The 26422-nt window shown below is 71.4% G+C and carries 26 protein-coding genes, 1 tRNA gene and 1 pseudogene; 22 read left to right on the top strand and 6 right to left on the bottom strand.

The features are described from left to right. Window positions 1-113 precede the first annotated feature (113 nt). The 11 genes from mdh (at window position 114) to QSJ97_RS12450 (ending at window position 12312) form a co-directional block, all read left to right on the top strand. Window positions 114-1097, top strand: coding sequence for a malate dehydrogenase (gene mdh / locus QSJ97_RS12500; protein WP_285672107.1), 984 nt, complete (start codon window positions 114-116; stop codon window positions 1095-1097). A 218-nt stretch (window positions 1098-1315) separates the two neighbouring features. Then, complete coding sequence (gene sucC / locus QSJ97_RS12495; RefSeq protein ID WP_285672106.1) at window positions 1316-2509, top strand: ADP-forming succinate--CoA ligase subunit beta; 1194 nt, start codon at window positions 1316-1318, stop codon at window positions 2507-2509. 3 nt (window positions 2510-2512) lie between these two features. After that, window positions 2513-3040, top strand: a complete 528-nt coding sequence (locus QSJ97_RS12490) for a hypothetical protein (protein ID WP_285672105.1) — start codon at window positions 2513-2515, stop codon at window positions 3038-3040. 123 nt (window positions 3041-3163) lie between these two features. Then, entirely contained in the window at window positions 3164-4045 is an 882-nt protein-coding gene (sucD, locus tag QSJ97_RS12485; RefSeq protein ID WP_285672104.1) for a succinate--CoA ligase subunit alpha, read from the top strand. A gap of 62 nt (window positions 4046-4107) precedes the next feature. Beyond that, complete coding sequence (locus QSJ97_RS12480) at window positions 4108-4542, top strand: DUF805 domain-containing protein (protein WP_285672103.1); 435 nt, start codon at window positions 4108-4110, stop codon at window positions 4540-4542. A 174-nt stretch (window positions 4543-4716) separates the two neighbouring features. Then, on the top strand, window positions 4717-7674 hold the full coding sequence (locus QSJ97_RS12475) for a 2-oxoglutarate dehydrogenase E1 component (RefSeq protein WP_285672102.1): 2958 nt from the start codon (window positions 4717-4719) through the stop codon (window positions 7672-7674). 21 nt (window positions 7675-7695) lie between these two features. Continuing rightward, entirely contained in the window at window positions 7696-9252 is a 1557-nt protein-coding gene (odhB, locus tag QSJ97_RS12470) for a 2-oxoglutarate dehydrogenase complex dihydrolipoyllysine-residue succinyltransferase (RefSeq protein ID WP_285672101.1), read from the top strand. Window position 9253: 1 nt separating this feature from the next. Continuing rightward, on the top strand, window positions 9254-9709 hold the full coding sequence (locus QSJ97_RS12465) for a VOC family protein (RefSeq protein WP_285672100.1): 456 nt from the start codon (window positions 9254-9256) through the stop codon (window positions 9707-9709). Further along, entirely contained in the window at window positions 9710-10105 is a 396-nt protein-coding gene (locus tag QSJ97_RS12460; RefSeq protein WP_285672099.1) for an MAPEG family protein, read from the top strand. A 157-nt stretch (window positions 10106-10262) separates the two neighbouring features. After that, window positions 10263-11645 carry a dihydrolipoyl dehydrogenase gene (gene lpdA / locus QSJ97_RS12455; RefSeq protein WP_285672098.1) on the top strand — a complete coding sequence of 461 codons (1383 nt, stop codon included), beginning with the start codon at window positions 10263-10265 and terminating at the stop codon, window positions 11643-11645. Window positions 11646-11784: 139 nt separating this feature from the next. Then, a complete protein-coding gene (locus tag QSJ97_RS12450; protein ID WP_285672097.1) occupies window positions 11785-12312 on the top strand; it encodes an NADPH-dependent FMN reductase in 528 nt (175 codons plus the stop codon). A 49-nt stretch (window positions 12313-12361) separates the two neighbouring features. On the opposite strand, the gene QSJ97_RS12445 is transcribed toward QSJ97_RS12450, so the two are convergent. Beyond that, entirely contained in the window at window positions 12362-13435 is a 1074-nt protein-coding gene (locus tag QSJ97_RS12445) for a hypothetical protein (RefSeq protein ID WP_285672096.1), read from the bottom strand. A gap of 139 nt (window positions 13436-13574) precedes the next feature. Between QSJ97_RS12445 and QSJ97_RS12440 the strand changes: the two genes are divergently transcribed. Further along, window positions 13575-14405 (top strand): tetratricopeptide repeat protein, encoded by an 831-nt coding sequence (locus QSJ97_RS12440; RefSeq protein WP_285672095.1) that lies wholly within the window; start codon window positions 13575-13577, stop codon window positions 14403-14405. Between the two features lie 49 nt (window positions 14406-14454). On the opposite strand, the gene QSJ97_RS12435 is transcribed toward QSJ97_RS12440, so the two are convergent. The 5 genes from QSJ97_RS12435 to purM all read right to left on the bottom strand — a co-directional run bounded on the left by QSJ97_RS12435 (window position 14455) and on the right by purM (window position 19093). After that, window positions 14455-15744, bottom strand: coding sequence for a TRAP transporter large permease (locus QSJ97_RS12435; protein ID WP_285672094.1), 1290 nt, complete (start codon window positions 15742-15744; stop codon window positions 14455-14457). 55 nt (window positions 15745-15799) lie between these two features. Continuing rightward, complete coding sequence (locus QSJ97_RS12430) at window positions 15800-16288, bottom strand: TRAP transporter small permease (protein ID WP_285672093.1); 489 nt, start codon at window positions 16286-16288, stop codon at window positions 15800-15802. A gap of 28 nt (window positions 16289-16316) precedes the next feature. After that, a complete protein-coding gene (locus QSJ97_RS12425) occupies window positions 16317-17336 on the bottom strand; it encodes a TRAP transporter substrate-binding protein (protein WP_285672092.1) in 1020 nt (339 codons plus the stop codon). An 81-nt stretch (window positions 17337-17417) separates the two neighbouring features. Beyond that, the gene (gene purN, locus QSJ97_RS12420) at window positions 17418-18038 is read right to left on the bottom strand and encodes a phosphoribosylglycinamide formyltransferase (protein ID WP_285672091.1); all 621 of its coding nucleotides are present in this window, start codon (window positions 18036-18038) and stop codon (window positions 17418-17420) included. Next, window positions 18035-19093, bottom strand: coding sequence for a phosphoribosylformylglycinamidine cyclo-ligase (gene purM, locus QSJ97_RS12415; RefSeq protein ID WP_285672090.1), 1059 nt, complete (start codon window positions 19091-19093; stop codon window positions 18035-18037). The genes purN and purM overlap by 4 nt, the downstream gene beginning before the upstream one ends. A 166-nt stretch (window positions 19094-19259) precedes the next feature. On the opposite strand from purM, the gene QSJ97_RS12410 reads away from it, so the two are divergent. The 10 genes and pseudogenes from QSJ97_RS12410 to QSJ97_RS12365 form a co-directional block, all read left to right on the top strand. Next, window positions 19260-20111, top strand: a complete 852-nt coding sequence (locus QSJ97_RS12410) for a LysM peptidoglycan-binding domain-containing protein (protein WP_285672089.1) — start codon at window positions 19260-19262, stop codon at window positions 20109-20111. Then, on the top strand, window positions 20108-20509 hold the full coding sequence (locus QSJ97_RS12405; protein ID WP_285672088.1) for a hypothetical protein: 402 nt from the start codon (window positions 20108-20110) through the stop codon (window positions 20507-20509). The genes QSJ97_RS12410 and QSJ97_RS12405 overlap by 4 nt, the downstream gene beginning before the upstream one ends. Before the next feature lie 76 nt (window positions 20510-20585). Further along, a tRNA-Ile gene (locus tag QSJ97_RS12400) sits at window positions 20586-20662 on the top strand. Window positions 20663-21103: 441 nt separating this feature from the next. Further along, window positions 21104-21385 (top strand): acyl carrier protein, encoded by a 282-nt coding sequence (locus QSJ97_RS12395; protein ID WP_285672087.1) that lies wholly within the window; start codon window positions 21104-21106, stop codon window positions 21383-21385. Window positions 21386-21428: 43 nt separating this feature from the next. Further along, complete coding sequence (locus tag QSJ97_RS12390) at window positions 21429-21893, top strand: 3-hydroxyacyl-ACP dehydratase FabZ family protein (RefSeq protein WP_285672086.1); 465 nt, start codon at window positions 21429-21431, stop codon at window positions 21891-21893. Then, window positions 21890-23032: a beta-ketoacyl-ACP synthase gene (locus tag QSJ97_RS12385; RefSeq protein ID WP_285672085.1), complete on the top strand. Its 1143-nt coding sequence runs from the start codon at window positions 21890-21892 to the stop codon at window positions 23030-23032. Before QSJ97_RS12390 ends, QSJ97_RS12385 begins: the two co-directional genes overlap by 4 nt. Next, window positions 23029-24297, top strand: a complete 1269-nt coding sequence (locus QSJ97_RS12380; RefSeq protein WP_285672084.1) for a beta-ketoacyl synthase N-terminal-like domain-containing protein — start codon at window positions 23029-23031, stop codon at window positions 24295-24297. Before QSJ97_RS12385 ends, QSJ97_RS12380 begins: the two co-directional genes overlap by 4 nt. 63 nt (window positions 24298-24360) lie before the next feature. Further along, window positions 24361-25455 (top strand): type III polyketide synthase, encoded by a 1095-nt coding sequence (locus QSJ97_RS12375; RefSeq protein ID WP_285672083.1) that lies wholly within the window; start codon window positions 24361-24363, stop codon window positions 25453-25455. A gap of 47 nt (window positions 25456-25502) precedes the next feature. Beyond that, window positions 25503-26171: a methyltransferase domain-containing protein gene (locus tag QSJ97_RS12370; protein WP_285672082.1), complete on the top strand. Its 669-nt coding sequence runs from the start codon at window positions 25503-25505 to the stop codon at window positions 26169-26171. 94 nt (window positions 26172-26265) lie between these two features. Next, window positions 26266-26422: pseudogene (locus tag QSJ97_RS12365) on the top strand (glucose-6-phosphate dehydrogenase); the annotation flags it as partial.

The raw sequence follows: 26422 nt of genomic DNA, 5'->3' as shown, positions 1-26422 counted from the left end.
CGCGGCGGATGGGGCACCTCGTGCCAACCTGCCCCATGCGGCGCGGCTCGGCGGCGACGCGGTGCGGCCCCCAAGGGTGCGGCCGGGGCAGGGGGACGCAGAGGAGAGAGTTCATGTCCAGAAGCAAGATCGCGCTGATCGGCGCCGGCCAGATCGGTGGCACGCTGGCCCACCTCATCGGGCTCAAGGAACTCGGGGATGTCGTGCTCTGCGACATCGCGGACGGCATCCCGCAGGGCAAGGGGCTCGACATCGCCGAGAGCTCGCCCGTCGACGGCTTCGACGCCGCCTTCGCCGGTGTCAGCACCGAGAAGGACAATGTCGCGAGCTACGCGCCGATCCAGGGCGCCGATGTCTGCATCGTGACCGCCGGCGTGCCGCGCAAGCCCGGCATGAGCCGCGACGACCTGCTCGGGATCAACCTGAGCGTGATGAAGGGGGTCGGCGAGGGCATCGGCAAGTATGCCCCGGACGCCTTCGTGATCTGCATCACCAACCCGCTCGACGCGATGGTCTGGGCGCTGCAGCAGTTCTCCGGCCTGCCCAAGCCCAAGGTGGTCGGCATGGCGGGCGTGCTCGATTCGGCGCGCTTCCGCTATTTCCTGGCCGAGGAGTTCAAGGTCTCGGTCAAGGATGTGAGCGCCTTCGTGCTCGGCGGCCACGGCGACACCATGGTGCCGCTGACCCGCTATTCCACCGTCGGCGGCATCCCGCTGCCCGACCTGGTGAAGATGGGCTGGACCACGCAGGAGAAGCTCGACGGCATCGTGCAGCGCACCCGCGACGGCGGCGCCGAGATCGTCGGCCTGCTGAAGACCGGCTCGGCCTTCTACGCCCCGGCCGCCTCGGCGGTGCAGATGGCTGAGGCCTATCTCAAGGACCAGAAGCGGGTGCTGCCCTGCGCCGCATGGGTCGAGGACGCCTACGGGCTCGACGGCATGTATGTCGGCGTGCCCACGGTGATCGGCGCCGGCGGCATCGAGAAGGTCGTCGAGATCTCGCTCAACAAGGACGAGCAGGCGATGATGGACAAGTCGACCGAGGCGGTGAAGGGCCTCGTGGCGGCCTGCAAGGCGATCGACGGCAGCCTCGCCTGAGGCGGGCCGCAGGGCCGGACGGAGCGCTTGCGCTTCTTCTGGCATCTGGTATACCAACAAGACCGGGCCGGTGCGCGAGCGCGGCGGCCCGGCGGCGCGGGCGGCGCAGCCGCGTGCCCGATGATAAGAGACGAGGGGCTGTCCGCGTGGCGGGCGGCCGTCCAACCGGGCCCTGCCGGGCCCTCGGCGCCCGACGGGCGCGTGGAGGGGAGAGGCGCATGAACATCCACGAATATCAGGCGAAAGAGATCCTGCGCAGCTATGGCGCGCCGGTGGGCAAGGGCGTGCCCGTGCTGAAGGCCGAGGACGCGGCCAAGGCGGTCGAGGAGCTCGGCGGCCCGGTCTGGGTGGTCAAGGCGCAGATTCATGCCGGCGGCCGCGGCAAGGGCACCTTCAAGGAGGCCGAGGCCGGCGAGAAGGGCGGCGTGCGCGTGGTCAAGGCCGAGGACGAGGCCATCGCCATGGTCGAGCAGATGCTCGGCAAGACCCTGGTGACGCACCAGACCGGCCCGGCCGGCAAGCAGGTCGGCCGGGTCTATGTCGAGGCCGGCGCCGGCATCGCGCGCGAGCTCTACCTCTCGCTGCTGGTCGATCGCGAGACCTCGCGGATCTCCTTCATCGCCTCCACCGAGGGCGGCATGGACATCGAGGAGGTGGCGGCCGAGACGCCGGAGAAGATCCTGACCTTCTCGGTGGATCCGGCGACCGGGGTGATGCCGTTCCACGGCCGCAAGGTGGCCAAGGCGCTCGGCCTCGAGGGGCTGGCGGCGAAGCAGTGCATCAAGCTGATCGGCACGCTCTACCGGATGTTCGTCGAGAAGGACGCCTCGCTCGTCGAGATCAACCCGCTGATCGTCACCGAGGACGGCAACCTGCTCTGCCTCGACTGCAAGATGAACTTCGACAGCAACGCGCTCTACCGGCACCCGGAGATCATGGAGCTGCGCGACGAGACCGAGGAGGACGAGAAGGAACTCGCCGCCTCGAAATACGACCTCAACTACATCTCGCTCGACGGCGAGATCGGCTGCATGGTCAACGGCGCCGGCCTCGCCATGGCGACGATGGACATCATCAAGCTCTACGGCTCGGAGCCGGCCAACTTCCTCGATGTCGGCGGCGGCGCGACCAAGGAGAAGGTCACCGAGGCGTTCAAGATCATCACCTCCGATCCCAACGTGAAGGGCATCCTGGTGAACATCTTCGGCGGCATCATGCGCTGCGACGTGATCGCCGAGGGCGTGATCGCCGCGGTCAAGGAGGTCGGGCTCAAGGTGCCGCTGGTGGTGCGCCTCGAGGGCACCAATGTCGAGCTCGGCAAGGACATCATCAACAAGTCCGGCCTCGACGTGATCGCCGCCGACAACCTCGCCGACGCGGCCGAGAAGATCGTCAAGGCGGTCAAGGGCTGAGCCATGGCCGGGGCTGAGGCGAAGGCCCCCGAGCCCGACGACCTGGCGCGGCCGGTGTCGCTTCGGATGCTCTCGGCGTTCAACCGCCTGCGCGGCGCGCTGCCGGAGCCTCATGGCGTGGTGATGGCGCTGCAGGGGCTCGGCTTCGCGCTGGTCCCCGGCCCGGCCGAGGACCGCCCCCGCAGCACCATCGCGGGGATGTCGATGGACAGCCTGCTCGGTGTCGTCGCGACCATCGAGGACCAGCCCGAGCGCATCGCGGTGGCGGTGTCCTCGGCGCCCGAGGCCGGGGTCGAGACCGAGGAGGTCTATGCGCTGGTCACCCGGGTCTACGGGCTCGACGGGCACCAGCCGGCGGGCGCGGTGCCGGGGCTCGCGGAGGGCTTCGCCTGGCCCGTCGTGTTCGACGGCGCGCCGCAGCTCCTCAGCCTGGTGCGCTTCGAGGACGGCACGCACCGGCTGATGGCCGAGGCGGACGAGACGATCCGGGCCATGGCGGCCCGGGCACTTGCGGCGGGGGGCATGGCATGAGCCGGCGCTCGCGCGGAGAGGGGCGGCCGGGCCGGACGGGTCCGTTCGTTTGCAGACATCAGAGAAAAGATCGCGCGGGCATGCGCTTCGTGGCCCGCTCCAAACCGGCGGAGGAGGACTGAGATGGCCGTGCTCGTCGACGAAAACACCAAGGTGATCTGCCAGGGGCTGACCGGCAGCCAGGGCACCTTCCACACCGAGCAGGCGATCGCCTACGGGACCAACATGGTCGGCGGCGTGACCCCGGGCAAGGGCGGCGGCGAGCATATCGGCCTGCCGGTCTTCGACACGGTCGCCGAGGCGGTCGAGAAGACCGGGGCGAACGCCACCGCGATCTATGTGCCGCCGCCGTTCGCGGCCGATGCGATCATGGAGGCCGCGGATGCCGGCATCGCGCTGATCGTCTGCATCACCGAGGGCATCCCGGTGATGGACATGATGAAGGTCAAGCGCATGATCGAGGGCATGGACGTGACGCTGGTCGGGCCGAACTGCCCCGGCGTGATCACCCCGGATGCCTGCAAGATCGGCATCATGCCGGGCCATATCCACCGCCGCGGCACCTGCGGGATCGTCTCGCGCTCCGGCACGCTGACCTATGAGGCGGTGGCGCAGACCACCGCGGCCGGCCTCGGCCAGTCGACCTGCATCGGCATCGGCGGCGACCCGATCAAGGGCACCGAGCACATCGACGCGCTCGAGCTCTTCCTCGGCGATCCGGAGACCGAGAGCATCATCATGATCGGCGAGATCGGCGGCTCGGCCGAGGAGGACGCGGCGCAGTTCATCGCCGACGAGAAGAAGCGCGGCCGCTCCAAGCCGATCGCCGGCTTCATCGCCGGGCGCACCGCGCCTCCGGGTCGGCGCATGGGCCATGCCGGCGCCATCATCTCCGGCGGCAAGGGCGGCGCCGAGGACAAGATCGAGGCGATGCGCTCGGCCGGGATCGTGGTCGCGGAGAGCCCGGCGGGCCTCGGCGAGGCGCTCCTCAAGGCGATCGGCTGAAACCGACGACCGCCCGGGCCCCGTCTGGACCCGGGACGCAGCGCCAGAAAAGGGGCCGCGGCATGGATTTTGCCGGTGCCGTCAGCACCTGCTTCGCGAAATACGCGACGTTCTCCGGCCGTGCCTCGCGGCCGGAATTCTGGTATTTCGTGCTGTTCATCGTGCTCGTCTCGATCGCGCTGATGATCCTCGACAGGTGGTTCTTCGCCGTGCCCTACGGCGAGAACGGCCCGCTCGGCGCGGTCTTCAACATCGCGATCCTGCTGCCCAACCTCGCGGTGAGCTGGCGCCGGCTGCACGACACCGGCCGCTCGGGGCTGTGGAACTTCCTGCCGCTGGCCGGCGCGCCGGTGATGATCCTGGCCGGGGTCGGCGGCGCACCGGCGCTGGCCTATCTCGGCTTCGGCATCGGCGCGGTCGGGCTGGTCACCGTGCTGGTCTGGTATGCCAGCCGCGGCGAGGACCGGCCGAACGCCTTCGGCCCGCCGCCGCGCTGAGCGCCCGCGGCGGCGCGGCTCCCAGCGAGCCCGTTGCCCCCCTCCCATCGCAATTTGACACGACGTCGCAACGCGCTTAACCGCGCCGGGGATCGGTGGATATTCCCCCGGAGCCGTGCTAGCCCTTTTCTGGACCAATCAAGGAGGCGAGGCCCGCCGGCCTCAGACGCGCTCATGAACGACCAGACCCCCAACGACCAGTTTCATGCCTCGTCTTTCCTGCAGGGGCACAACGCCACCTATATCGAGCAGCTCTATGCCGCCTATGCGCGCAACCCGGCCTCGGTCGACAAGAGCTGGCAGGACTATTTCGCGGGTCTGGGCGACGACGGCTCGGAGGTGACCGCCGAAGCCGCCGGCGCGCCCTGGAAGCGGGCCGACTGGCCGCCCTCGCCGGTCTCGGAGGAGATCGCCGCGCTCGACAGCAACTGGGACGTGCTGCCCGACCCGAAGGCGCTGAAGAAGAAGATCGAGGCGAAGGCCAAGGCCGAGCCGGCCGGCGGCATCTCGGAGGACGAGCTGCGCGCGCGGCTGCTCGATTCGATCCGCGCCATCATGTATATCCGCTCGTTCCGCTCGCGCGGCCATCTCGGCGCCGATCTCGACCCGCTGGGCCTGCAGGGGCGCCAGGACCATCCCGAGTTCGACCCCAAGTTCTTCGGCTTCCAGGAGAGCGATCTCGACCGGCCCATCTTCATCAACATGGTGCTGGGCCTCGAGATGGCGACGATGCGCGAGATCCAGACGCTGCTCAAGCGCACCTACCAGGGCACCTTCGCGCTGCAGTTCATGCACCTGATCGACCCCGAGGCGAAGGGCTGGCTGCAGAGCCGCATCGAGGGCCTTGGCAAGGAGATCCAGTTCACCAAGCCGGGCCGCAAGGCGATCTTCAACAAGCTGGTCGAGGCCGAGGGCTTCGAGAAGTTCCTGCACGTGAAATACCAGGGCACCAAGCGCTTCGGCCTCGACGGCGGCGAGGCGCTGATCCCGGCGATGGAGCAGATCATCAAGCGCGGCGGCGCGCTCGGGGCGCGTGAGATCGTCTTCGGCATGCCGCATCGCGGCCGGCTCAACATCCTCGCCAACGTGCTCGGCAAGCCGTTCCGCGCGATCTTCAACGAGTTCCAGGGCGGCAGCTTCAAGCCCGAGGATGTCGATGGCTCGGGCGACGTGAAATACCATCTCGGCGCCAGCTCGGACCGCAGCTTCGACGGCAACAACGTGCATCTCTCGCTCACCGCGAACCCCAGCCATCTCGAGGCGGTGAACCCGGTGGTGCTCGGCAAGGTGCGCGCCAAGCAGGAATTCTACGACAACGACCGGCGCGCGGTGATCCCGGTGCTGCTGCACGGCGACGCGGCCTTTGCCGGGCAGGGCGTGGTGGCGGAGTGCTTCGGCCTCTCGCAGCTCAAGGGGCACAAGACCGGCGGCACCATCCACCTGATCGTGAACAACCAGATCGGCTTCACCACGGCGCCGCATCACAGCCGCTCGAGCCCCTATCCGACCGACATCGCCAAGATGGTCGACTGCCCGATCTTCCACGTCAACGGCGACGACCCGGAGGCGGTGACCCATGCCGCCAAGGTCGCCACCGAGTTCCGCCAGAAGTTCGAGCGCGACGTGGTGATCGACATCTTCTGCTACCGGCGCTTCGGCCACAACGAGGGCGACGAGCCGATGTTCACGCAGCCGCTGATGTACAAGGCGATCAAGAAGAAGCCGACCACGCTGCAGATCTATGCCGACCGGCTGATCGAGGACGGGCTGCTGTCCTCCTCCGAGGTCGAGGAGGCCAAGACCGCGTTCCAGGCCTTCCTCTCCGACGAGTTCGAGACCGGCAAGGCCTACAAGCCCAACAAGGCCGACTGGCTGGACGGGCGCTGGTCGGGCATGGAGACCTCCGAGGGCGAGTACCAGCGCGGCCAGACCGCGGTGCCGATGGAGCTGCTGACCGAGGTCGGCGCGGCGCTCACCCGGGTGCCGGAGGGCTTCAACACCCACCGCACCGTGCAGCGGCTGATCGAGGCCAAGCGCCAGGCCATCGAGGCCGGCGAGGGGATCGACTGGGCCACCGCCGAGGCGCTGGCCTTCGGCACCCTGCTCTGCGAGGGCTACAAGGTGCGCCTGTCCGGGCAGGACTGCACCCGCGGCACCTTCTCGCAGCGCCATTCCGCCTTCGTCGACCAGCAGACCGAGGAGCGGCACTACCCGCTCAACCACATCCGCCCCGAGGGCGGGCAGAAGAACTTCGAGGTCATCGACTCGATGCTCTCGGAATACGCGGTGCTGGGCTACGAATACGGCTTCTCGCTGGCCGAGCCCAACGCGCTGACGCTCTGGGAGGCGCAGTTCGGTGACTTCGTGAACGGCGCGCAGATCATGATCGACCAGTTCATCTCGTCGGGCGAGCGCAAGTGGCTGCGCATGTCGGGCCTGGTGATGCTGCTGCCGCACGGCTTCGAGGGGCAGGGGCCGGAGCACAGCTCGGCGCGCATCGAGCGCTTCCTGCAGCTCTCGGCCGAGGACAACTGGATCGTCGCCAACTGCACGACGCCGGCGAACTATTTCCACATCCTGCGCCGGCAGCTGCACCGCTCGTTCCGCAAGCCGCTGATCCTGTTCACGCCGAAATCGCTGCTGCGCCACAAGATGTGCGTCAGCCGGATGGACGAGATGGCCGAGGGCTCGTCGTTCCACCGGGTGCTGTGGGACGATGCCGAGCAGGGCAATTCCGAGGTGACGCTGAAGCCCGACGAGGAGATCCGCCGCGTGGTTCTCTGCTCGGGCAAGGTCTATTTCGATCTGCTGGCGGCGCGCGACGAGCAGGGGCTCGACGACATCTACCTGATGCGCCTCGAGCAGCTCTATCCCTTCCCGGCGCTGTCGATGACGCGGGAGCTCGCGCGCTTCCCGAATGCCGACATCGTCTGGTGCCAGGAGGAGCCGAAGAACCAGGGCGGCTGGTTCTTCATCGAGCCCAACATCGAGTGGGTGCTGGGGCGGATCGGTGCCAAGGTGGGCCGTCCGGTCTATGCCGGACGGCCGGCCTCGGCCTCGCCGGCGACGGGTCTTGCATCGCAACACAAGGCAGAGCAGGAAGCGCTGGTGAGCGCGGCGCTGACGATCTAATCGAGCGGAGGATAGAGTAAGATGGCGATCGAAGTCCGCGTCCCCACCCTCGGGGAATCGGTGACCGAGGCAACCGTGGCCACCTGGTTCAAGAAACCGGGCGAGCAGGTGACCGTCGACGAGACCCTGGCGGAGCTGGAGACCGACAAGGTCAGCGTCGAGGTCCCGGCCCCCGCCTCGGGGACCATTGCCGAGCTGGTGGCGAAGGAAGGCGAGACCGTGGGCGTCGATGCGCTGCTCGCGACCATCGAGGAAGGCGCCGGCGCCTCCTCCGGGTCCGCGGCCCCTGCCGAGCCGAAGGCCGAAGCCGATGCCGAGACCGGCTCCGCCGCGGGCAACGGCGCGATGCCGGCGGGCGAGCCGGTGGAGATCCGCGTGCCGACGCTCGGCGAGTCGGTCACCGAGGCGACCATCGCCACCTGGTTCAAGCAGCCCGGCGAGGCGGTGACCGCTGACGAGGTCGTCGCCGAGCTGGAGACCGACAAGGTCAGCGTCGAGGTCACCGCGCCGGTCGCCGGCCGGCTCGGCGGGCACGAGGCGCAGCAGGGCGCGACCGTCGGGCTCGATGCGCTGCTGACCACCGTGATCCCCGGCGCCGGCGAGCCTGCCGCGGCGGCCTCCTCCGGCGGCGGCGAGAGCGCCCCGGCCGGCTCCGGCGGCAGCGGTGCCGATATCGAGCACGCCCCCTCCGCCAAGCGCGCCATGGCCGAGAAGGGCCTGACGCCGGACCAGGTCAAGGGCACCGGCCGCGACGGGCGGATCATGAAGGAGGACGTCGCCCGCACCGAGGCGCCGCGCACGCCCTCCGCGCCGTCGTCCCCCGCGCCCGCGCCCGCCGCGCCGGCGCCGCGCCGCGAGCCGATCGCGGTCGAGGACGCCCCGCGCGAGAAGCGCGTGAAGATGACCCGCCTGCGCCAGACCATCGCGCGCCGGCTCAAGGATGCGCAGAACACCGCCGCGATGCTGACCACCTACAACGAGGTGGACATGACCGGCATCATGGACCTGCGCAACGAGTTCAAGGAGCCGTTCCAGAAGAAGCACGGCATCAAGCTCGGCTTCATGTCGTTCTTCGTGAAGGCCTGCGTGCACGCGCTGCAGGAGGTCCCGGCGGTGAACGCCGAGATCGACGGCACCGATCTGGTCTACAAGAACTACTACCATGTCGGTGTCGCCGTCGGCACGCCCACGGGCCTCGTGGTGCCGGTGGTGCGCAATGCCGACCAGCTCTCCTTCGCCGGGATCGAGAAGACCATCTCCGAGCTCGGCGTGCGGGCGCGCGACGGCAAGCTCGCCATGGCCGACATGCAGGGCGGCACCTTCACGATCTCGAACGGCGGCGTCTACGGCTCGCTGATGTCGAGCCCGATCCTCAACCCGCCGCAGGCCGGTATCCTGGGCATGCACAAGATCCAGGAGCGTCCGATGGTGATCGGCGGGCAGATCGTCGCCCGGCCGATGATGTATCTGGCGCTCTCCTACGATCACCGGATCATCGACGGCAAGGAGGCGGTGACCTTCCTCGTCCGCGTCAAGGACAGCCTCGAGGACCCGCGCCGGCTGCTGATGGATCTCTGACTTGGCGGCGCGTCCGCCGGACATCCTGCCCTATCTGACGGTCCGCGACGCGCGGGCCGCCCTTGCCTTCTATGCCGCGGCCTTCGGCGGGGAGACGGTGATGCTCCTCGCCGGCGGCGATGCGGTGCGCCACGCCCGGCTGCGCATCGGCGCGGGGATGGTGATGCTCTACGAGGAGCGCAGCGGCGCGCCGGCCGGCAACGGCGCGCCGGCGACGCTGGGCGGCTCGCCGGTGGCGATCCGGATCGAGCTCGAAGACGCCGCGGCGGTAGATGCCGGCTTCGCGCGGGCGATCGCGGCCGGGGCCGAGGCGGTGATCGAGCCGCAGAACCGGGACTGGGGCCGGCTCGCCGAGATCCGCGATCCGGAGGGGCATTTCTGGCGCCTCGCGGCGACCGCCGAGGCCGAGCCCGGCGCTTCCGAGCCGGGCGCTTCCGGCACGGCGGGGACCGCCTGAATGGCCGTCGAGCTCCAGGTGCTGGCGGCGGCGGTGCTGCTGGCGGGGGTGCAGCTCGCGCTCTTTGCGGTGCCGGCCAATCTGGAGATCGGCAGCGACTACACCACCGGCCCGCGCGACACGCCGCCGCCGCGCCCGCTCTCGGTGCGCTGGGCGCGGCTGCAGCGGGCCTTCGCAAACCACATCGAGAACCTCGTGCTGTTCGGCGCCGCCGCTGCCGCGGTGGTGCTGGGCGGCAAGTCCTCGGCGCTGACCGAGGCGCTGGCGCTGGCCTATATCCTGGCGCGGATCGCCTATGTCCCGGCCTATGCCAGCGGGGTGCGCTATCTCCGGAGCGCGGTGTTCGGCATCGGCTGGGCCGCGACCATGGCGCTGGCGGCGGCGGCGCTGCTGTGAGCGCGGCCCTGCGGCACCGCACGCGGTTCCGCATCGCCGGCGCGGCGGCTAGGAAGGGGTGCGCGCGGCGCCGGTGTCGGGGCCATACCGGAACCATACCGAACCCATAGCGAAACCATGTCGGCCCGAGAGCGCCGTTTTGAGAGGGAGATCGCACATGGCGAACTACGACGTAATCGTGATCGGCGGCGGCCCGGGCGGCTATGTCTGCGCGATCCGCGCGGCGCAGCGCGGGCTCAAGGTGGCCTGCATCGAGGGGCGCGGCAGCCTCGGCGGCACCTGCCTGAATGTCGGCTGCATTCCCTCCAAGGCGCTGCTGCACGCCACCGAGCTGCTGCATGAGACCCAGGGGAACTTCGCCAGGATGGGCATCAGGACCGAGGGCGTCTCGGTCGATCTGCCGCAGATGATCACCTACAAGGCCGAGGTGGTCGAGGCCAACACCAAGGGCATCGAGTTCCTCTTCAAGAAGAACAAGGTGGACTATATCCGGGGCTGGGGCCAGATCACCGGCCCGGGCAAGGTCGCGGTCGGCGACGACACCCACGAGGCGAAGAACATCGTGATCGCCACCGGCTCCGAGCCGGCGGCGCTGCCGGGGATCGAGATCGACGAGGAGCGGGTGGTCACCTCCACCGGCGCGCTCGAGCTCAAGGAGGTGCCGAAGCGTCTCGTGGTGATCGGCGCCGGCGTCATCGGGCTCGAGCTCGGCTCGGTCTGGAGCCGGCTCGGCTCGGAGGTGACGGTGATCGAGTATCTCGAGGAGATCACCCCCGGGCAGGACGCCGAGGTGCAGAAGAACTTCCAGCGCATCCTCAAGAAGCAGGGCATGACCTTCATCCTCGGCGCCGCGGTGCAGGGGGTCGAGAAGGGCGATGCGCTCACGGTCAGCTACCAGCTCCGCAAGGACGACAGCGAGCAGGCGATGGAGGCCGATGCGGTGCTCGTCGCGGTCGGCCGGCGGCCCTACACCACCGGGCTCGGGCTCGAGAGCGTGGGCGTGGAGACCGAGCGCGGCCGGATCAAGACCGACGAGCGCTGGCACACCAACATCGACGGGATCTGGGCGATCGGCGACGTCACCGCCGGCCCGATGCTGGCGCACAAGGCCGAGGACGAGGGCGTCGCGGTGGCCGACTGCATCGCCGGCGGGCATGGCCATGTGAACTACGGCGTGATCCCGGACGTGATCTACACCAGCCCGGAGGTCGCCAAGGTCGGCGCCACCGAGCAGGCGCTGAAGGCCGAGGGCCGGGCCTACAGGGTCGGCAAGTTCCCCTTCATGGCGAACGGCCGGGCCAAGGCCAACCTCGCCACCGAGGGCTTCGTCAAGCTGCTCGCCGATGCCGAGACCGACCGGCTGCTCGGCGCGCACATCATCGGCCCGGGCGCCGGCGACCTGATCCACGAGATCTGCGTGGCGATGGAGTTCGGCGCCGCGGCGGAGGACGTGGCGATGACCTGCCATGCGCATCCGACCTATTCCGAGGCGGTGCGCGAGGCGGCGCTGGCCCTCGGCGTCGGCCCGATCCACGCCTGATCGCCGGGCCGCGCCCCGCCCCCGAACTGCCGGGCCGCCGGGCGCGGCCCTCCCCACGCCCGGCGGCCCGGCCGGGCGCGGGGGTGGTCTGTCGGCGGCGGGGGGCTAGGTTGCGCCGCAGAACCTGCAAGGAGGGGACATGACCAAGCTTCTGGGAATCTCGGGCTCGCTGCGCCGGGAGAGCACCAACACGAAACTCGTGCATGCCGCGGCGCGGGCCTTCGCGCCGGACCATTTCGAGATGGCCGATCTGCGCCTGCCGCTGTTCGACGAGGATCTCGAGGCAAAGGGCCAGCCGCCGGCGGTGGCGGCGCTCTGCGAGAAGATCCTCTGGGCCGATGCCATCGTGATCTCGACGCCGGAATACAATGGTGCGCCGCCGGGCCTGCTCAAGAACGCGCTCGACTGGGTGAGCCGGCCGAAGCCGATGCCGACCGCGGGCAAGCCGGTCGCGGTGGTCTCCGCCGCCGCCGGGATCGCCGGGGGGCAGCGCTCGAAATCCGCGCTCTACCTGATGCTGCTGCCCTTCGGCATGCACCGGGTTCATGCGCCGGAGGTCAATCTCGGCCAGTCGGGCAGGAAGTTCGACGAGGCGGGCAACCTCACCGACGAGATGGCGGTGAAGCTGCTCGGCGACCTGATGGGGGCGCTGAAGGCCGCGATCTGAGCGGTGCGGCCGGCGGCCCGGGCATGGCGGCCGCGCCGCGCCGGCAGGCTCAGCCCCGGCCGCCGCCCTGCGGGCCGTTCGGGTTGTGCGCCCGGGTGAACAGCCCGGTCGCCTGGGTCTGGTCCTCGGCCATGTCGCCGGTCACCTGCTGCGCCGGCGCCGGGGTCTGGACCTTCGGCGCGGCCGGCGGCGCGGCGCCGATGGTGGTGGCGTCCGGCGCGTCCTGGCCGCCGGGCGCCGGAGTGACGCCGGTCTGCTGCGCCATGGCGAAGACCGGATGGGTGGCGAGCATGGCCGATTGCAGCTGCTCCGGGGTCGGCGGCCGGATCTGCGTGCGGTCCGGCTGCGCCGCGGGGGCCGGCTCGGGCGCGGCGATCCGGGTCTCCTCGGGCGGTGCAGCCTGCGGGGCGGATTGCGGGGCGGCTTGCGGCATCGGCCGCGGCGCCTGATCGGGGGTGTGGATCCGGGTGGTCTCGACCTGCGGCGCGCGGAACTGGGTGAGTTCGGGCTCGGCCGGCTGCGGCGCCTGCGGCGGCTGCAGCCGGGTCGGTTCCGGCTGCGGGCGGCCGGCCTCCACGGCCGGGGACGGGGCGCTCTGCAGGCGGGCCGCCTGCTGCGGCACCTGGCTCTCGGCGATGAGCTCCTGCGGGCTCGGCGCGCTGCGCGGCTGCGGCGCCGGCGGGGTCGCATGGCCGGTGCCGGGGCCGGTGGACAGCCCGGTGGCGAGCCCGGCGCCCTGGCTGCCGCGCGCCTCGGCCATGTCGTCGAGCGCCTCGGGCGCCGCCTGGGCGCGCATCGGCTTGCCCTTGCCGGGCTTGCCGCCCTTGCCGGCCATGCCGAAGATCCGCGCCGCCTTCTTGCTCAGCTCGGTGCGGCTGTCGGCCGGGCGGCTGCGCGGACGGCGGAACACCAGCACGGCGCAATGCACCACCCGTTTCGGCGAGAGCAGGCTCGAGCGCTCCTCGATCGGCACGAGATCGGTGCGCAGGTATTCCCAGCCCTCGGCGGATTCGCGCCGGATGATTTCCTGCATGGCCACCGCCACCCGGTCGGCGGTGGTCTTGCAGCCGCGCCTGTTCTTGCCACGATCCGGCCCGCCGACCGCCTTGTATTCGTATTCCATCGCACCACTCCGGATTGTTCGGCTGCACTCTGGCGAATCCGGCCCCCTTGCTCAAGGGCGAAGCGCCGCGGTGCGGTGTCTTTCGCTCCGCGGCGGGTCGGACTAGTGTCGCCCCGGAGCGGCAGCGGAGGCAAGCGGCATGACGCGGATGGTGGCGGCAATCTTCGGCGCGGCGGTGCTCGGGCTCTGTTTCGGCGCGGGCGAGCCGCGGGCGCAGGCGCAGGGGGGCGTGCTGGCGGGCTGCGCCGATGCGAGCCTGCCGCCGGGCGACAGCCTGACGCTCTGCCAGCGGGCGCTGCGCGACGTGCAGCTGCGCCCCGGCCAGCGCGCGGCGGTGCTGGTCAATCTCGGCGTGGCGCAGGCGGCGCTCGGGCGGCACTCCGATGCGGAGACCTCCTTCGGCCTCGCCATCGCCACCGATCCCGACCTCGTGGGCGCCTATGGCAACCGGGCGCGGGCGCGGCTGGCGCAGGGCAAGTATGCCGAGGCGCTGGAGGATTTCGACGCCGGCATCGCCCGCTCCCCGGCCGCGGCGGAGCTCTGGCTCGGCCGCGGCGCAGCGCATCTGCGCGGCAGCAACCCGCGCGCGGCGGTCTCCGACCTGACCCGGGCGATCCAGCTCGACGGCGGGCTGGACGCGGCGCATTTCAACCGCGGGGTCGGCTATCTCCTGCTCGGCGACGGCGCAGCGGCGGCGGCGGATTTCTCCACCGTGATCGCGCGCAACCCGACGGATGCCGGGGCCTGGCTCAATCGCGGCCGGGCGCGGGCGGCCTCCGATCCGCGCGCCGCCGAGGCGGATTTCGACCGCGCCATCGAGCTCGACCCGGAATGGGCCCGGGCCTGGGGCGCGCGCGGCCTGTTCCTCGAATCGCAGGGCCGGCAGGAGGCGGCGCAGCGCGACTTCCTGCGCGCCTACGAGCTTGGCGAGACGGCGAAATGGCTGCGCGACCGGGTGGAGCGCCGCTGAGCGCGCTGCCGCTTCCGCGCAGGCTCCGCCTCCGGCTCCGGCCCGGGTCTCACGGCCCCAGCAGCCGCGGCAGCCAGAGCGCCAGCCCCGGCACCGCCATGAGGCAGGCGAGCCGGAGCAGATCCGCCGCGACGAAGGGCAGCGCGCCGAGCATCGCCGCGCGGGTCGAGATGCCGGGCGCGGCGGCGCGCACCACGAAGAGGTTCATGCCCACCGGCGGCGAGATCAGCCCGGTCTCCACCACCATCACGCAGACCACGCCGAACCAGATCGGGTCGAACCCCGCGGCCACCACGATGGGATAGAAGACCGGCACGGTGAGCAGGATCATCGCCAGGCTCTCGAGCACGCAGCCGAGCACCAGATAGGCGACGAGGATCACCGCCAGCGTCTCCCAGGGGCCGAGCCCGCCGGCGGCGATGGCGTCGGCCAGCGCGCCAGAGAGCCGGCTGACCGAGAGCAGGTAGCCGAAGACCTCCGCGCCGATCAGGATCACGAAGAGCGTCGCCGACATCCGGATCGTCTCGGCCAGCGCGGCGCGGATGCCGTCCCAGCGCACGCCGCGGGCGAGCGCCAGCAGGAGCGCCAGCCCGGCGCCGGCGCCGCCGGCCTCGGTCGGGGTGAAGAGCCCGCCATAGAGCCCGCCCATCACCAGCGCCAGCAGCGCCAGCGGCGCCAGGATGCGCGCCGCGCCCCCGGCGGCCGGCGGCGGCAGCGGCAGGCTCTCGCCGCGCCAGACCCGCGCCATCAGCGCCGCCGCCCCGGCATAGAGCGCGAAGCCCAGCAGCCCCGGCAGCAGCCCGGCGAGGAACAGCGCGCCGACCGACTGCTCGGTGATCAGCGCATAGAGCAGGAGAGCGATCGAGGGCGGGATCATGATCCCCAGCGTGCCGCCGGCGGCCAGCGCCCCGGCGCCGAGCCGCGGGTCGTAGCCCGCCGCCTGCATCTCCGGCCAGGCCACGCGGGTCATCGTCGAGGCGGTGGCCAGCGAGGAGCCGGACATCGAGGCGAAGGCCGCCGAGGCGCCGAGCCCGGCCACCGCGAGCCCGCCGGGCCAGCCGCCGGAGACCCGCCGCGCCGCCTCGAACAGCTCGCGCGCGACGCCGGCGCGGGAGATCAGCGCGCCCATCAGGATGAAGAGCGGGATCAGCGTGAAACCGTGGGTCGAGGCGACGTCGATGATCGAGCGCTCGAGGATCGACAGCGCCGGCCCGGTGCCGATGGCGATGGCGAAGCCGCCGCCGCCGACCAGGATCAGCGCGAGCCCCACCGGGCAGCCGAGCGCGAGCAGCGCGATCAGCACGCCGAGCGCGGCGATGCCGGTTTCCTGCGGGCTCATGGGCGGGGCTCCGGCGCAGTCATCGGCAAGGCCATCGGCGCGGCCATCGGCGCGGTCATCGGCCGGGCCGCATGCCGAGCGCGCAGGCCAGCCCGGTCAGCGCGAAGATCCCGAGCGCCGCGGCGGCGAAGGCGGTGACGGGCCAGAGCGGCAGGCCGAGATCCTGGGTGAGATCGCCGCGCGCCGCCTGGTCCGCCGCCTTGATCGCCAGCCGCCAGAGCGCGACCCCGCCGATCGCCGCGGCGAGCAGGTGCCAGAGCCGCTCGAGCAGCGCGGCAAGGCCGGCCGGCAGCCGCTCGATCAGCAGGTCGACCCGCACCAGCCCCGAGGCCAGCGCCCCCGGCAGCGCCGCCAGCACCGTCACCAGCAGCGCATAGCGCGAGAGCTCGATGGCGCCGGAGAGCAGGACATTGACCGCCCCCCCGGTGAGATCGAACAGCAGCCGCGCGAGGATCGCCCCCGCGACCACCGCCAGCAGCAGGGCCGCGGCGAGCATGGCCAGCCCGTCACAGCCGCGCAGGAGCCATCCCAGCGCGCGTGTCATCGCCCGTTCCCCCGTCAGCGGCGTCGTGTCAGCCGTCGATCTCCGCGCGGCATTCGGCGACATAGCCCTGCACCGCGGCATAGGTCTCGCGGCCCGGCAGGCCGGCCTCCTCGAGCTGGGTGAGGTAGGTCTCGGTCAGGCGCGCCGCGGCGGCCTCCCATTCGGCACGTTCCTCGCCGGCGATCTCGTGCACCGTGCCGCTCTCGCGCGTCACGGTCTCGCCGCGGGCATCGCCGGCATCGAAGCCGGCACCCGCGATGCGCGCCCATTTCATCCCGGTATTGGCGTCGATCGCTGCCTTCGCCTCGGCCGGCAGCGCCTCGTAGCGCGCCTTGTTCATCGTGGTGACGAAGGCCAGCGCGTAGAAGCCGAAGAGGGTGTGGTTGTCGGAGACCTCGTGCAGGCGGAAGCCGGCGATCGCCTCCCAGGGCAGCATGTAGCCGTCGATGGTGCCGCGGCTCATCGCCTCGTAGATCGCCGGCGCGGGCATGCCGACCGGTTCGGCGCCGAGCTCGGTCAGCAGCTCGCCGATCACCGGGGAGGGCCGGCGGATCTTCAGCCCCTCGAGATCCGAGAGCCGGGTGACCGGCTTGCCGCGGGTGTGCAGGTGGCCCTGGCCGTGGGTATGCACCCAGAGCACGTGGGTCTCGGCATATTCCGCATCGAGCACGCCCGAATCGTAGAGCTTCTGGAAGGCGCAGGAGCCGATCTCGGCGCGCTCGAACAGCCCCGGCAGCTCGATCACCTGGCTGAGCGGGAAGCGGCCGGGGGTGTAGCCCTGCACCGTCCAGGCGATGTCGGCGATGCCGTCGCGGGCGTTGTCGTAGCCCTGCGGCGCGCGGCCCAGCGTCTGCGCCGGGAACACCGTGACGTCGAGCTCGCCGCCCGATGCCTCTTCCACCGCTGCGGCCCAGTCGGCGAAGAGCGCCTCGTTCTGCCAGGAGGTGACCGGCATGAAATGGGCGAAGCTCAGCGCCTCGGCGCCGATGGCGGGAAGGCTCGGCAGGGCGAGGGCGGCGGCGACGGCCGCGGCGGCGATGCGGGACATGGGCTTCCTCCGGGGTGACGTTCGGCACAGTACAAGCATTGCGGGGGCGGCTGCGCAAGCGCGGAGCGCGGCTGGCGGCGCTCAGGCTGACCCTGCGGCAAAGAGCGCCACCCGCCCGGCCCGCGCGGCTGCCGGGTCGGCGGCGAAGGCGGCCAGCACGCGGGGGTAGAGCCGGTGCTCCTGCTCGAGCACGCGGGCGGCGAGGCTGGCCTCGGTGTCGCCGGGGCGCACGGGCACCGCGGCCTGGCCGAGGATCGGGCCGGCATCGAGCTCCTGCGTCACCTCGTGCACCGTGCAGCCATGGATCGCGACCCCGGCAGCGAGCGCGCGGGCATGGGTGTCGAGCCCCGGGAACAGCGGCAGCAGCGAGGGGTGGATGTTGAGCATTCGCCCGGCCCAGGCGCCGGTCAGCACCGGGGTCATGATCCGCATGAAGCCGGCGCAGGCGACCAGCTCGACCCCGGCCTCGGCGAGCCGGGAGTTGACCGCGGCGTCGAAGCGCTCGCGGTCCGGGAAGGCGCGGTGGTCCACCACCGCCGTCGGCACGCCGAGCCGGGCCGCGGTCTCGAGCCCGCCGGCGCCGGGGCGGTTGGACAGCACGAGCGCCGGATGCGCCGGGCCGGGGGCGCGCTGCATCGCCTCGACCAGCGCGGTCATGTTGGAGCCGCGCCCGGAGATCAGGATGCCGACGGCGCGGCTCACACGAGGCTTCCCGAGAGCGCGAGGCCGGCGGTGCCGGTAACCGCGCCGATCACGCGGGTGTCGATGCCGGCGGCGCCGAGCTCGGCGGCGCGGGCCTCCGCCGCCTCGGGCGCCACCACGGCGACCATGCCGATGCCGCAGTTGAAGGTGCGCAGCATCTCCGCCGCCTCGATTCCGCCGGCCGTCGCGAGCCAGCCGAAGCAGGCCGGCAGGTCCCAGGCGCCGAGGTCGATGCGCGCGCCGAGGCCCTCGGGCAGGATGCGCGGCAGGTTCTCGGTCAGCCCGCCGCCGGTGATATGGGCGAGCCCGTGCACCCCGCCGGCGCGGATCGCGGCGAGGCAGGGGCGGACATAGATCCGCGTCGGCGCCAGCAGCGCGGCGCCCAGGGTCTCGGCGCCGGCGGGGTCGTCGAAGGGGCAGGGCGCGTCCCAGCCGAGGCCGGCCAGCTCCGCCACCCGCCGCACCAGCGAGAAGCCGTTGGAATGCACGCCGGAGGAGGCGAGGCCGAGCAGCACGTCGCCCTCGGCGATGCCGCGGGGCAGGTCGGTGCCGCGCTCCAGCGCGCCGACGGCGAAGCCCGCGAGGTCGAAATCCCCCTTCGCATAGAGCCCCGGCATCTCTGCCGTCTCGCCGCCGATCAGCGCGCAGCCGGCATCGGCGCAGCCCTCCGCGACACCCTCGATCACCTCTGCCGCGGCCTCGACCGCGAGCTTGCCGGTGGCGAAATAGTCGAGGAAGAACAGCGGCTCGGCGCCCTGGCAGACGAGATCGTTGACGCACATCGCCACGAGGTCGATGCCGACCCCGCCGAGCCGGCCGGTGTCGATCGCGATGCGCAGCTTGGTGCCGACGCCGTCCGTCGCCGCCACCAGCACCGGGTCGGAGAAGCCCGCGGCCTTCGGGTCGAACAGCGCACCGAAGCCGCCGAGCCCGGCCATCACGCCGCTGCGGCTGGTGCGCGCCGCCGCCGGCCCGATGCGCGAGACCAGCGCGTTGCCGGCATCGATGTCGACGCCCGCCTGGGCATAGGTGAGGCGATTCGGTCTGTCGCTCATGCTGCGCTCCGTCTCCTGCGGCGATGCCGCTCCTTGTGTCACGGGCGAGCTTTATCCGAGCCGGGCCGCCGCGGAAAGCCGATGCGCAACTGTTGTGAACCTCTTCTTGAGGCCGTGGGCACTAAACCTCACACTGGGGAAACCTTCCCCGCGCTGGGAGACAGACATGACAGGACCGGTGACGCACACGGTGCGCAAGGGCGAGACCCTCGGCAAGATCGCGAAGAAGCACGGCATCGACAGCTGGAAGCTGATCTACCAGGCCAAGGAGAACGCCAAGTTCCGCAAGCTCAGGCCCGATCCCAACCAGATCGAGCCCGGGGACAAGATCGTCATCCCCGACATCCCGAAGAAGCCGGCCAAGACCGCCTACAAGAAGGACCTGCCGCGCATGTCGATCAGCATCAACGCCGAGAAGAAGCTGATCTTCGTACAGCAGAAATGGCAGTACATCTACAACAAGCGCGCCACTGCGAAGAAGTGGACCTCGAAGGAGAAGATCGGCTTCCATAACAAGGTCGACAAGGCGATATGGGCGAAGTGGAGTGGGAAATACAAGATCGTCTGCAAGGGGACGTCGGATTTCGCCAGGTACTACAAGGACACGGTGTTCGATGTGAGCTTCGACATCAAGTACGTGACCTCGGGCGGGCACTGGACGGTGACGGTGACCAAGATCCCGAAGGGCGACAGCAAGGGCAGCAAGGTGAACTGGAACGCCCAGACCATCCAGCTCGACACCGAGGACCTGGTGCCGAACGAGTTCGAGGAGGACGGGAAGAAATACGAGAACCTCCCCGCCGCCCACGAGTTCGGCCATGCGGTCGGCAACTCCAAGCACGCGGCCTCGGGCCATGGCCATGGCGACGAGTACAAGGACGGCAGCGACTACAAGGAGGAGCGCGCCAGCATGATGAACTGGGGCACCGAGCTGAAGAAGCGCCATGCCGACCACATCATCTGGGAGCTGAACAAGATCATCCCCAACACGAGATTCGAGGTGAAGAGCGTCGGATGAGCGGGCGCTGGATCGGCCCGGTCGCCGGGGCGCTGCTGGTGGTGGCGGCCGCGGCGGAAGACCTGCAGCCAGAGAGGGAGGCCGCCATGGGCGCGGAGCGGAACGAGGCCGGCGGCGAGGCCACGGCGCTGTCGGGGCTGAGCCTCGCCGAGGCGGAGGCGCGCTTCGGCCCACCGGCAGAGGCGGAGGAAATCCTGCTGGACGGCAATGTCTCGGAGTTCCGGATAGAGCTCCTGAACCATCTCGACCGGGCGGCGCTCGCCGCTGCGCCCGAGCGCCTGCTTGAGGCCACCTGGTCCTTCGGCCCGGCGGAGAACGTCACCGCCTGGTATCGCCGCGAGGACGGGCGCTGGGCCTTCCTCCACGCCATGCGCTGGGCCCCGGGCGACGAGTTCTGAGCCCGCCCCGCCGGCGCCGCTCCGGCCCGCGCGGGAGATTGACCCCGGCCGCCCCGCCGGATTATCGACGGGGCGGGGGCCTGTAGCTCAATTGGTCAGAGCAGACCGCTCATAACGGTTTGGTTGGGGGTTCGAGTCCCTCCGGGCCTACCACGCGCCGCGACGTCAGGGTCCTTGCGGCCCGCCTTTGCACGGCTGGGCATCCGCGACCGCCGACAGGCCGTGGGTGCCGGTTCCGGCGTCGTGGCCGATCTGCCCTTTCTTCGCATTCTCCAGTCAATGCGCCGCGCGTTGCTTCCAGGCCGTGCAAGATCTCGTCATACGGAAGTTTGTCTTCAGGGTTTCAAGCGAATTGTCTGTAAATCCGGTGATGCCCAGGGTGTTGCGTGCGCGTCGTTATTCGGGGCGCCGCGCCTTGCGCCCCTGGCGCCAGCGCCGCCGGGGATGCCGCGGCGCGCGACAGCTCACGAATGAGTCGCATCCGCACCGGGCGCCAGAAGATTGACTTTCCTCGCGATTGCGTGATCCTGACCGTGAGGGAACGGGGCCTGCTTGTCACTCGGCCCGGAAGGTTTCAGGCGCGGAAGTGATCCCATGAGTTCGACATTCGACAGGCTCGCCGATATCATCGCGGAAAACACCGATGTCGAGCGCGACGCGATCACCATGGACAGCCACCTGACCGAGGATCTCGGGCTCGACAGCATCGACATGTTCGACGTGACCTTCGCCATCGACAAGGCCTTCGACGTCGAGGTGCCGGTGGAGGAATGGGCGGAGAAGGTCGAGAAGGGCGAGGTTCCGGCGGAGCACTACTTCCTGATGCGGAACTTCTGCGCGCGGATCGAGGAACTCGCGGCGCAGGCCTCGGCGTGAGCCCGGCCGGCCAGGCTGGGCGCGCGTCGCCTGGGGGAGCGGGATGCGCCTCGAATATCTCGAGCTGATCGACGAGGTGGTGGCGCTCGACGCCGCCGGCGGAACCCTGCGCGCGCGCTCGCGGCTGCCGATGGAGAGCCCGGTCTTCGAGGGCCATTTCCCGGGGGCGCCGCTGGTGCCGGGCACCATGCTCACCGAGATCATGGCGCAGGCCTGCGGCTTCCTCATCCTCAAGCGGCGCGATTTCGCCCGGCTGCCGGTGCTGATGGCGATCGACCGGGCGCGCTTCCGGGCCTATGTCGGCCCCGGCGCGGCGCTGGAGATCGCGATGGCGGTGGAGACCGAGGGCTCGGGCTATGTCGCGGCCACCGCCGAGATCCGCAGCGAGGGGCGGCAGGTGGCCGATGCCGCGCTGCGCTTCCGCCTCGCGGCCGAGTTCGGCCAGGTGCTGGACATCCTGCGGGCGCGGGCCGAGGCGCTCGGGCTGATCGGGGCGGCGGGCGGATGAGCGGCGGGGCGATCAGGGGCGCGGCGATCACGGGCATCGGCATCGTCTCGGCAGCGGGCGAGAGCCCGGAGGCGCATCTTGCGGCGCTGCGGGCGCGGCGCGGCCCGGTGCCGGACAGCGAGACCCACCCGCCCTTCGCCTTCCATGCCGCGGCCGATGTCGATCTCGAGCGGCGGGTGCCGAAGCGCAGCGACCGGCGGCAGATGGAACACTGGCAGCTGCTCGGCGTCACCGCCGCGGGCGATGCGCTGGAGGCGGCCGGGCTGCTTGGCGACGTGGAGGCGATGGCGCGTGTCGAGCTGCATGTCGCCGCGGATGGCGGCGGGCGCGACCCGGAGGCGGATGCCGCAGTGATCGGCGCGCTGGCCGGCATGGCCGACTGGGGGCCGGAGCTCAACGCCCGGCTGCAGCGCGAGCTGAAACCCTCCTCGATGCTGGCGCAGCTGCCCAACATGCTCGGCGGCAACATCGCCATCGTGCACGGGCTCGGCGGCGGCTCGCGCACCTTCATGGGCGAGGAGACCGGCGGCATGCAGGCCCTGGCCGCGGCGCTGGCGCGGATCGAGGCGGGGCAGAGCGCGGGGCTGCTGGTGGGCGGGGCCTACAATGTCGCGCCGCCGGACCGGATCCTGGCGCTGGCCATCGGCGGGCTCCTGCACGAGGGGCCGGTGGTGCCGGTCTTCGATGCCGGCCGGCGCGGGATCGTGCCGGGGGCGATGTCGGCCTTCCTGATGCTGGAGCCTGCCGCCGCGGCGGCGGCCCGCGGCGCGCCGGTGCTGGCGCGGCTCTCTGGGCTGGTCTCCTCCTGGACCGGGCCGGGTGGCGGCAGTGATCTCGGGCCCCTTGCCGCGGCGCTGGCCGGCCTCGCGGCGGGCGCCGCGGTGCCGCTGGCGATCTCGGCGGCCTCGGGCATGCCGGCGCGGAGCCAGGCCGAGCTGGCGGCGATCCGGGCGGCCTGCCCGGCGGCGGAGATCGTCGCGCTCGGCGATCTCGCGGGGCACGGCATGGATGCCTCATTTCCCGCCGCGGTGGCGCTCGCCGCCCTGGCGGTGGCGGCCGGAGACGCGCCGCGGGTGCTCGTCAGCGGCGGTGCGCACTGGCGGGGCGAGGCGGCGGCGCTGGTGGAGGCGGCGGCATGAGCGGGCGCGAGGTTGTCGTCACGGGGATCGGCATCGTAACCGCGCTGGGCATCGGCGCGGCGGATAACTGGGCGGCGATGCGCGAGGGCCGCTCCGGCGCCCGGATGCTGACGCGCTTCCCGGTCGAGGGCCAGCGCACCCAGTTTGCCGCCGCGGTGCCGCTGGCGGGGACCGAGGGGCAGCGGCCCGGAGACCTCGCCGAGCATTATGGCGCGCTCGCCATCGAGGAGGCGCTGGCCGAGAGCGGTCTCGGCGGCAGTGCCTTTCCCGGGCCGCTGGTGATCGGCCTGCCGCCGATCTTTCTCGACTGGCCGGACCGGCTCGCCCTCGCCGCAGGGGCGGAGATGCCGGCCGGCGGCGACACGGCGCTGCTCGCGGTGGCCGGCCAGCCCGGGTTCCGCCCGCTCTACGGCCGGATCCGCTCGCATCACGTGGCCGCGCGGCTGGCCGACCGGTTCGCGATCCGGGATATGCCGGTGGTGCTCTCCACCGCCTGCTCGTCGGGCGCCACGGCGATCCAGACGGCGGCGGAGGCGATCACCCGCGGCGATTGCGAGGCCGCCATCGCAGGCGGCGCGGATGCCTCGCTGAGCCCCGAGATGCTGACGCGCTTCTCGCTGCTGGCGGCGCTGTCGCGGCGCAACGACAGCCCGGAGACCGCCTCGCGCCCCTTCGATGTGGACCGCGACGGCTTCGTCCCCGGCGAGGGGGCCGGCGCGCTGGTGCTCGAGAGCCGGGCGGCGGCGGAGGCCCGCGGCGCGCGGATCCTCGGGCGGATCGCCGGCTGGGGCGAGACCACCGACGGCCATCACCGCACCCGCTCCGACCCGAGCGGGATGCCGGCGGCGACGGCGATGCGGGCGGCGATCGCGCGGGCCGGGCTGGCGCCGGACGATATCGACTATGTCAACGCCCACGGCACCTCGACGCCGGAGAACGACAAGATGGAGGCGCTGAGCTGCGGCCTCGTCTTCGGCGAGCGGATGCCGCGGCTGCCGGTCTCCTCCACCAAGTCGATGATCGGGCACACGCTTTCGGCGGCCGGCGCCATCGAGGCGGTGGCGGTGCTGATGATGCTGCGCGAGCAGGTCATCCTGCCGACGATCAACATCGAGACGCAGGACCCGGAGATCGCGCTCGACCCGGTGGCCGAAGGCGCGCGCCCGGCGCGGCTGCGGCACGTGTTGTCGAATTCTTTCGGGTTCGGCGGCCAGAATGCCTGCCTGGTGCTTTCCGCCGGGCCGGGGAACCGAGCGGGGGGCTGACCCGGCCCGCGTATGCAACGACGTGGCGGCGGGTCCGCGAAAGGGATAGACTGGACCATGGTCATGGACGCTTTTCTCAACGCCATCGGCACCGGTGTGCCCGATCACGACATCCACGCCGCCTTCGTGGATGCCGTGCCGGGGCTGCTCCCCGGCGACAAGGAGCGCAAGGCCTTCGGCAAGCTCGCCGAGCGCTCCGGCATCGAGCACCGCTATTCCTCGATCGAGCCGGTCTCGCCCGAGGAGATGGCCGAGCGCTACTGCCGCGACGGCTTCTACCGCCCCGGCGCCTTCCCGACCACCGGCACGCGGATGCGCCGCTTCGAGCAGGACAGCCCGGCGCTGGCCGACCGGGCGCTGGCCGATCTCTCGGCGCGGCTCGGGCACAATGCCGCCGAGGGGGTCACGCATCTCGTCATCACCTCCTGCACCGGCTTCGTCGCGCCGGGGCTCGACGGCCACCTGATCGCGAAGCACGGGCTCGACAGCCGGGTCGAGCGCACGCTGATCGGCTTCATGGGCTGCAACGCGGCGATGAACGGCTTCAAGACCGCGCGCCACATCGTCCGCTCGGAGCCGGAGGCGCGGGTGCTGACGCTCAACATCGAGCTCTGCACGCTGCATCTGCAGGAGATCACGCCGGACACGCCGCTCAACACCGCGCTGATGTTCCTGCTGTTTGCCGACGGCGCGGCGGCCAGCATCGTCAGCGCCGAGCCGACGGGGCTGCGGCTCGACGGCTTCGCCTCCGACATCGCGCCGGAGACCGAGGACAAGATCACCTGGAACATCGGCGATGACGGCTTCGACATGTGGCTCTCCGGCCAGGTGCCGCGGATCATCGCGCGCACCGTGCCGGGGCATGTCGCCGGGCTGAAGGCGCGGATCGAGGGCGGCGAGGTCGGGCTCTGGGCGGTGCATCCGGGCGGGCGCACGATCCTCGATGCGGTGGCGAGCGGCCTCGACCTGCCGGAGGCGGATCTCGCCACCTCGCGCTCGGTGCTGCGGGATTATGGCAACATGTCCTCGGCCACGCTGTCCTTCGTGCTCAAGCGGATGCTCGAGGCGCCGCAGTCGGGGCGCGCCGGCATCGCCATCGGCTTCGGGCCGGGGCTCAGCATCGAGAGCATGATCTTCCGGGAGTCGGCGACGGGGTGAGCGGGCCGGCGCCGCTGCTCCCCGGGCGGGTGCGGCGGGCCGAGAGGATGGATGTCGAGAGGGTCTCCGCCGCCGAGATGGACCGCTGCCTGCGCGACATCGAATGGCTGGACGGCCTGGTGCGCGGCCATCGCCCGACGCTGGCCTGGCTCGATCGGGTGGCCGGGGATCGCAGACGCCTCGCCATCGCCGATATCGGCGCCGGCCGCGGCGCCATGCTGCGCCGGATCGCGGCATGGGGCCGGGCGCGGGGCATCGCGCTGGAGCTCACCGGCATCGACATCAACCCGGCGGCGACGGCCGCGGCGCGCGCCGCCACCCCGGCCGCGGACGGAATCCGCTACCTCGCCGCCAACGTGTTCGACTGGGAGCCGGAGCGCCCGGTCGACCTGGTGATCAGCGCGCTGCTCGCCCATCATCTGGACGACGGGGATCTCGTGCGCTTCCTGCGCTGGCAGGAGCGCCAGGCGCGGATCGGCTGGTTCATCAACGACCTGCACCGCCATCCGGTGCCGGCGGGGTTCGCCGGTCTCGTCACCCGGCTGGTGCCGCTGCACCGCTTCGTGCGCCACGATGCGCCGCTCTCGGTGCGCCGGGCGTTCCGCCGGAAGGACTTCCAGGTGCTCGGCCGTGCCGCGGGGCTGGCGCCGGACGCGCTCGAGATCGGCTGGTGGTTTCCCTATCGCTGGGGGATCGGCCGGCGCCTCCCGGATTGAGCGGTCCGGAGAGGGTTCCGCGGCATGGCACGCCGCGCTGGTGCCGTGCGCCGCATGGCGGCTGCGGCGGCGCCCCGGCCGGAGGGTCTGTCTGATGGTTGCGCGTGTTGTTCCTGTCGGGGCCTTCGATCTCGTGGTGTTCGGCGCGACGGGGGATCTGGCGCGGCGCAAGCTGATCCCGGCGCTGTATCACCGGCTGCATGACGGCCTGGGCCTGGATCGATCCGATCATTGCCGGCTGGGAGGAGCGT

Source organism: Paralimibaculum aggregatum (assembly GCF_030270585.1).
Classification (GTDB): Bacteria; Pseudomonadota; Alphaproteobacteria; order Rhodobacterales; family Rhodobacteraceae; genus Thermohalobaculum; species Thermohalobaculum aggregatum.
Note: the sequence above shows the minus strand (reverse complement) of the source record. Positions and strands in the feature narration are given on the sequence as shown.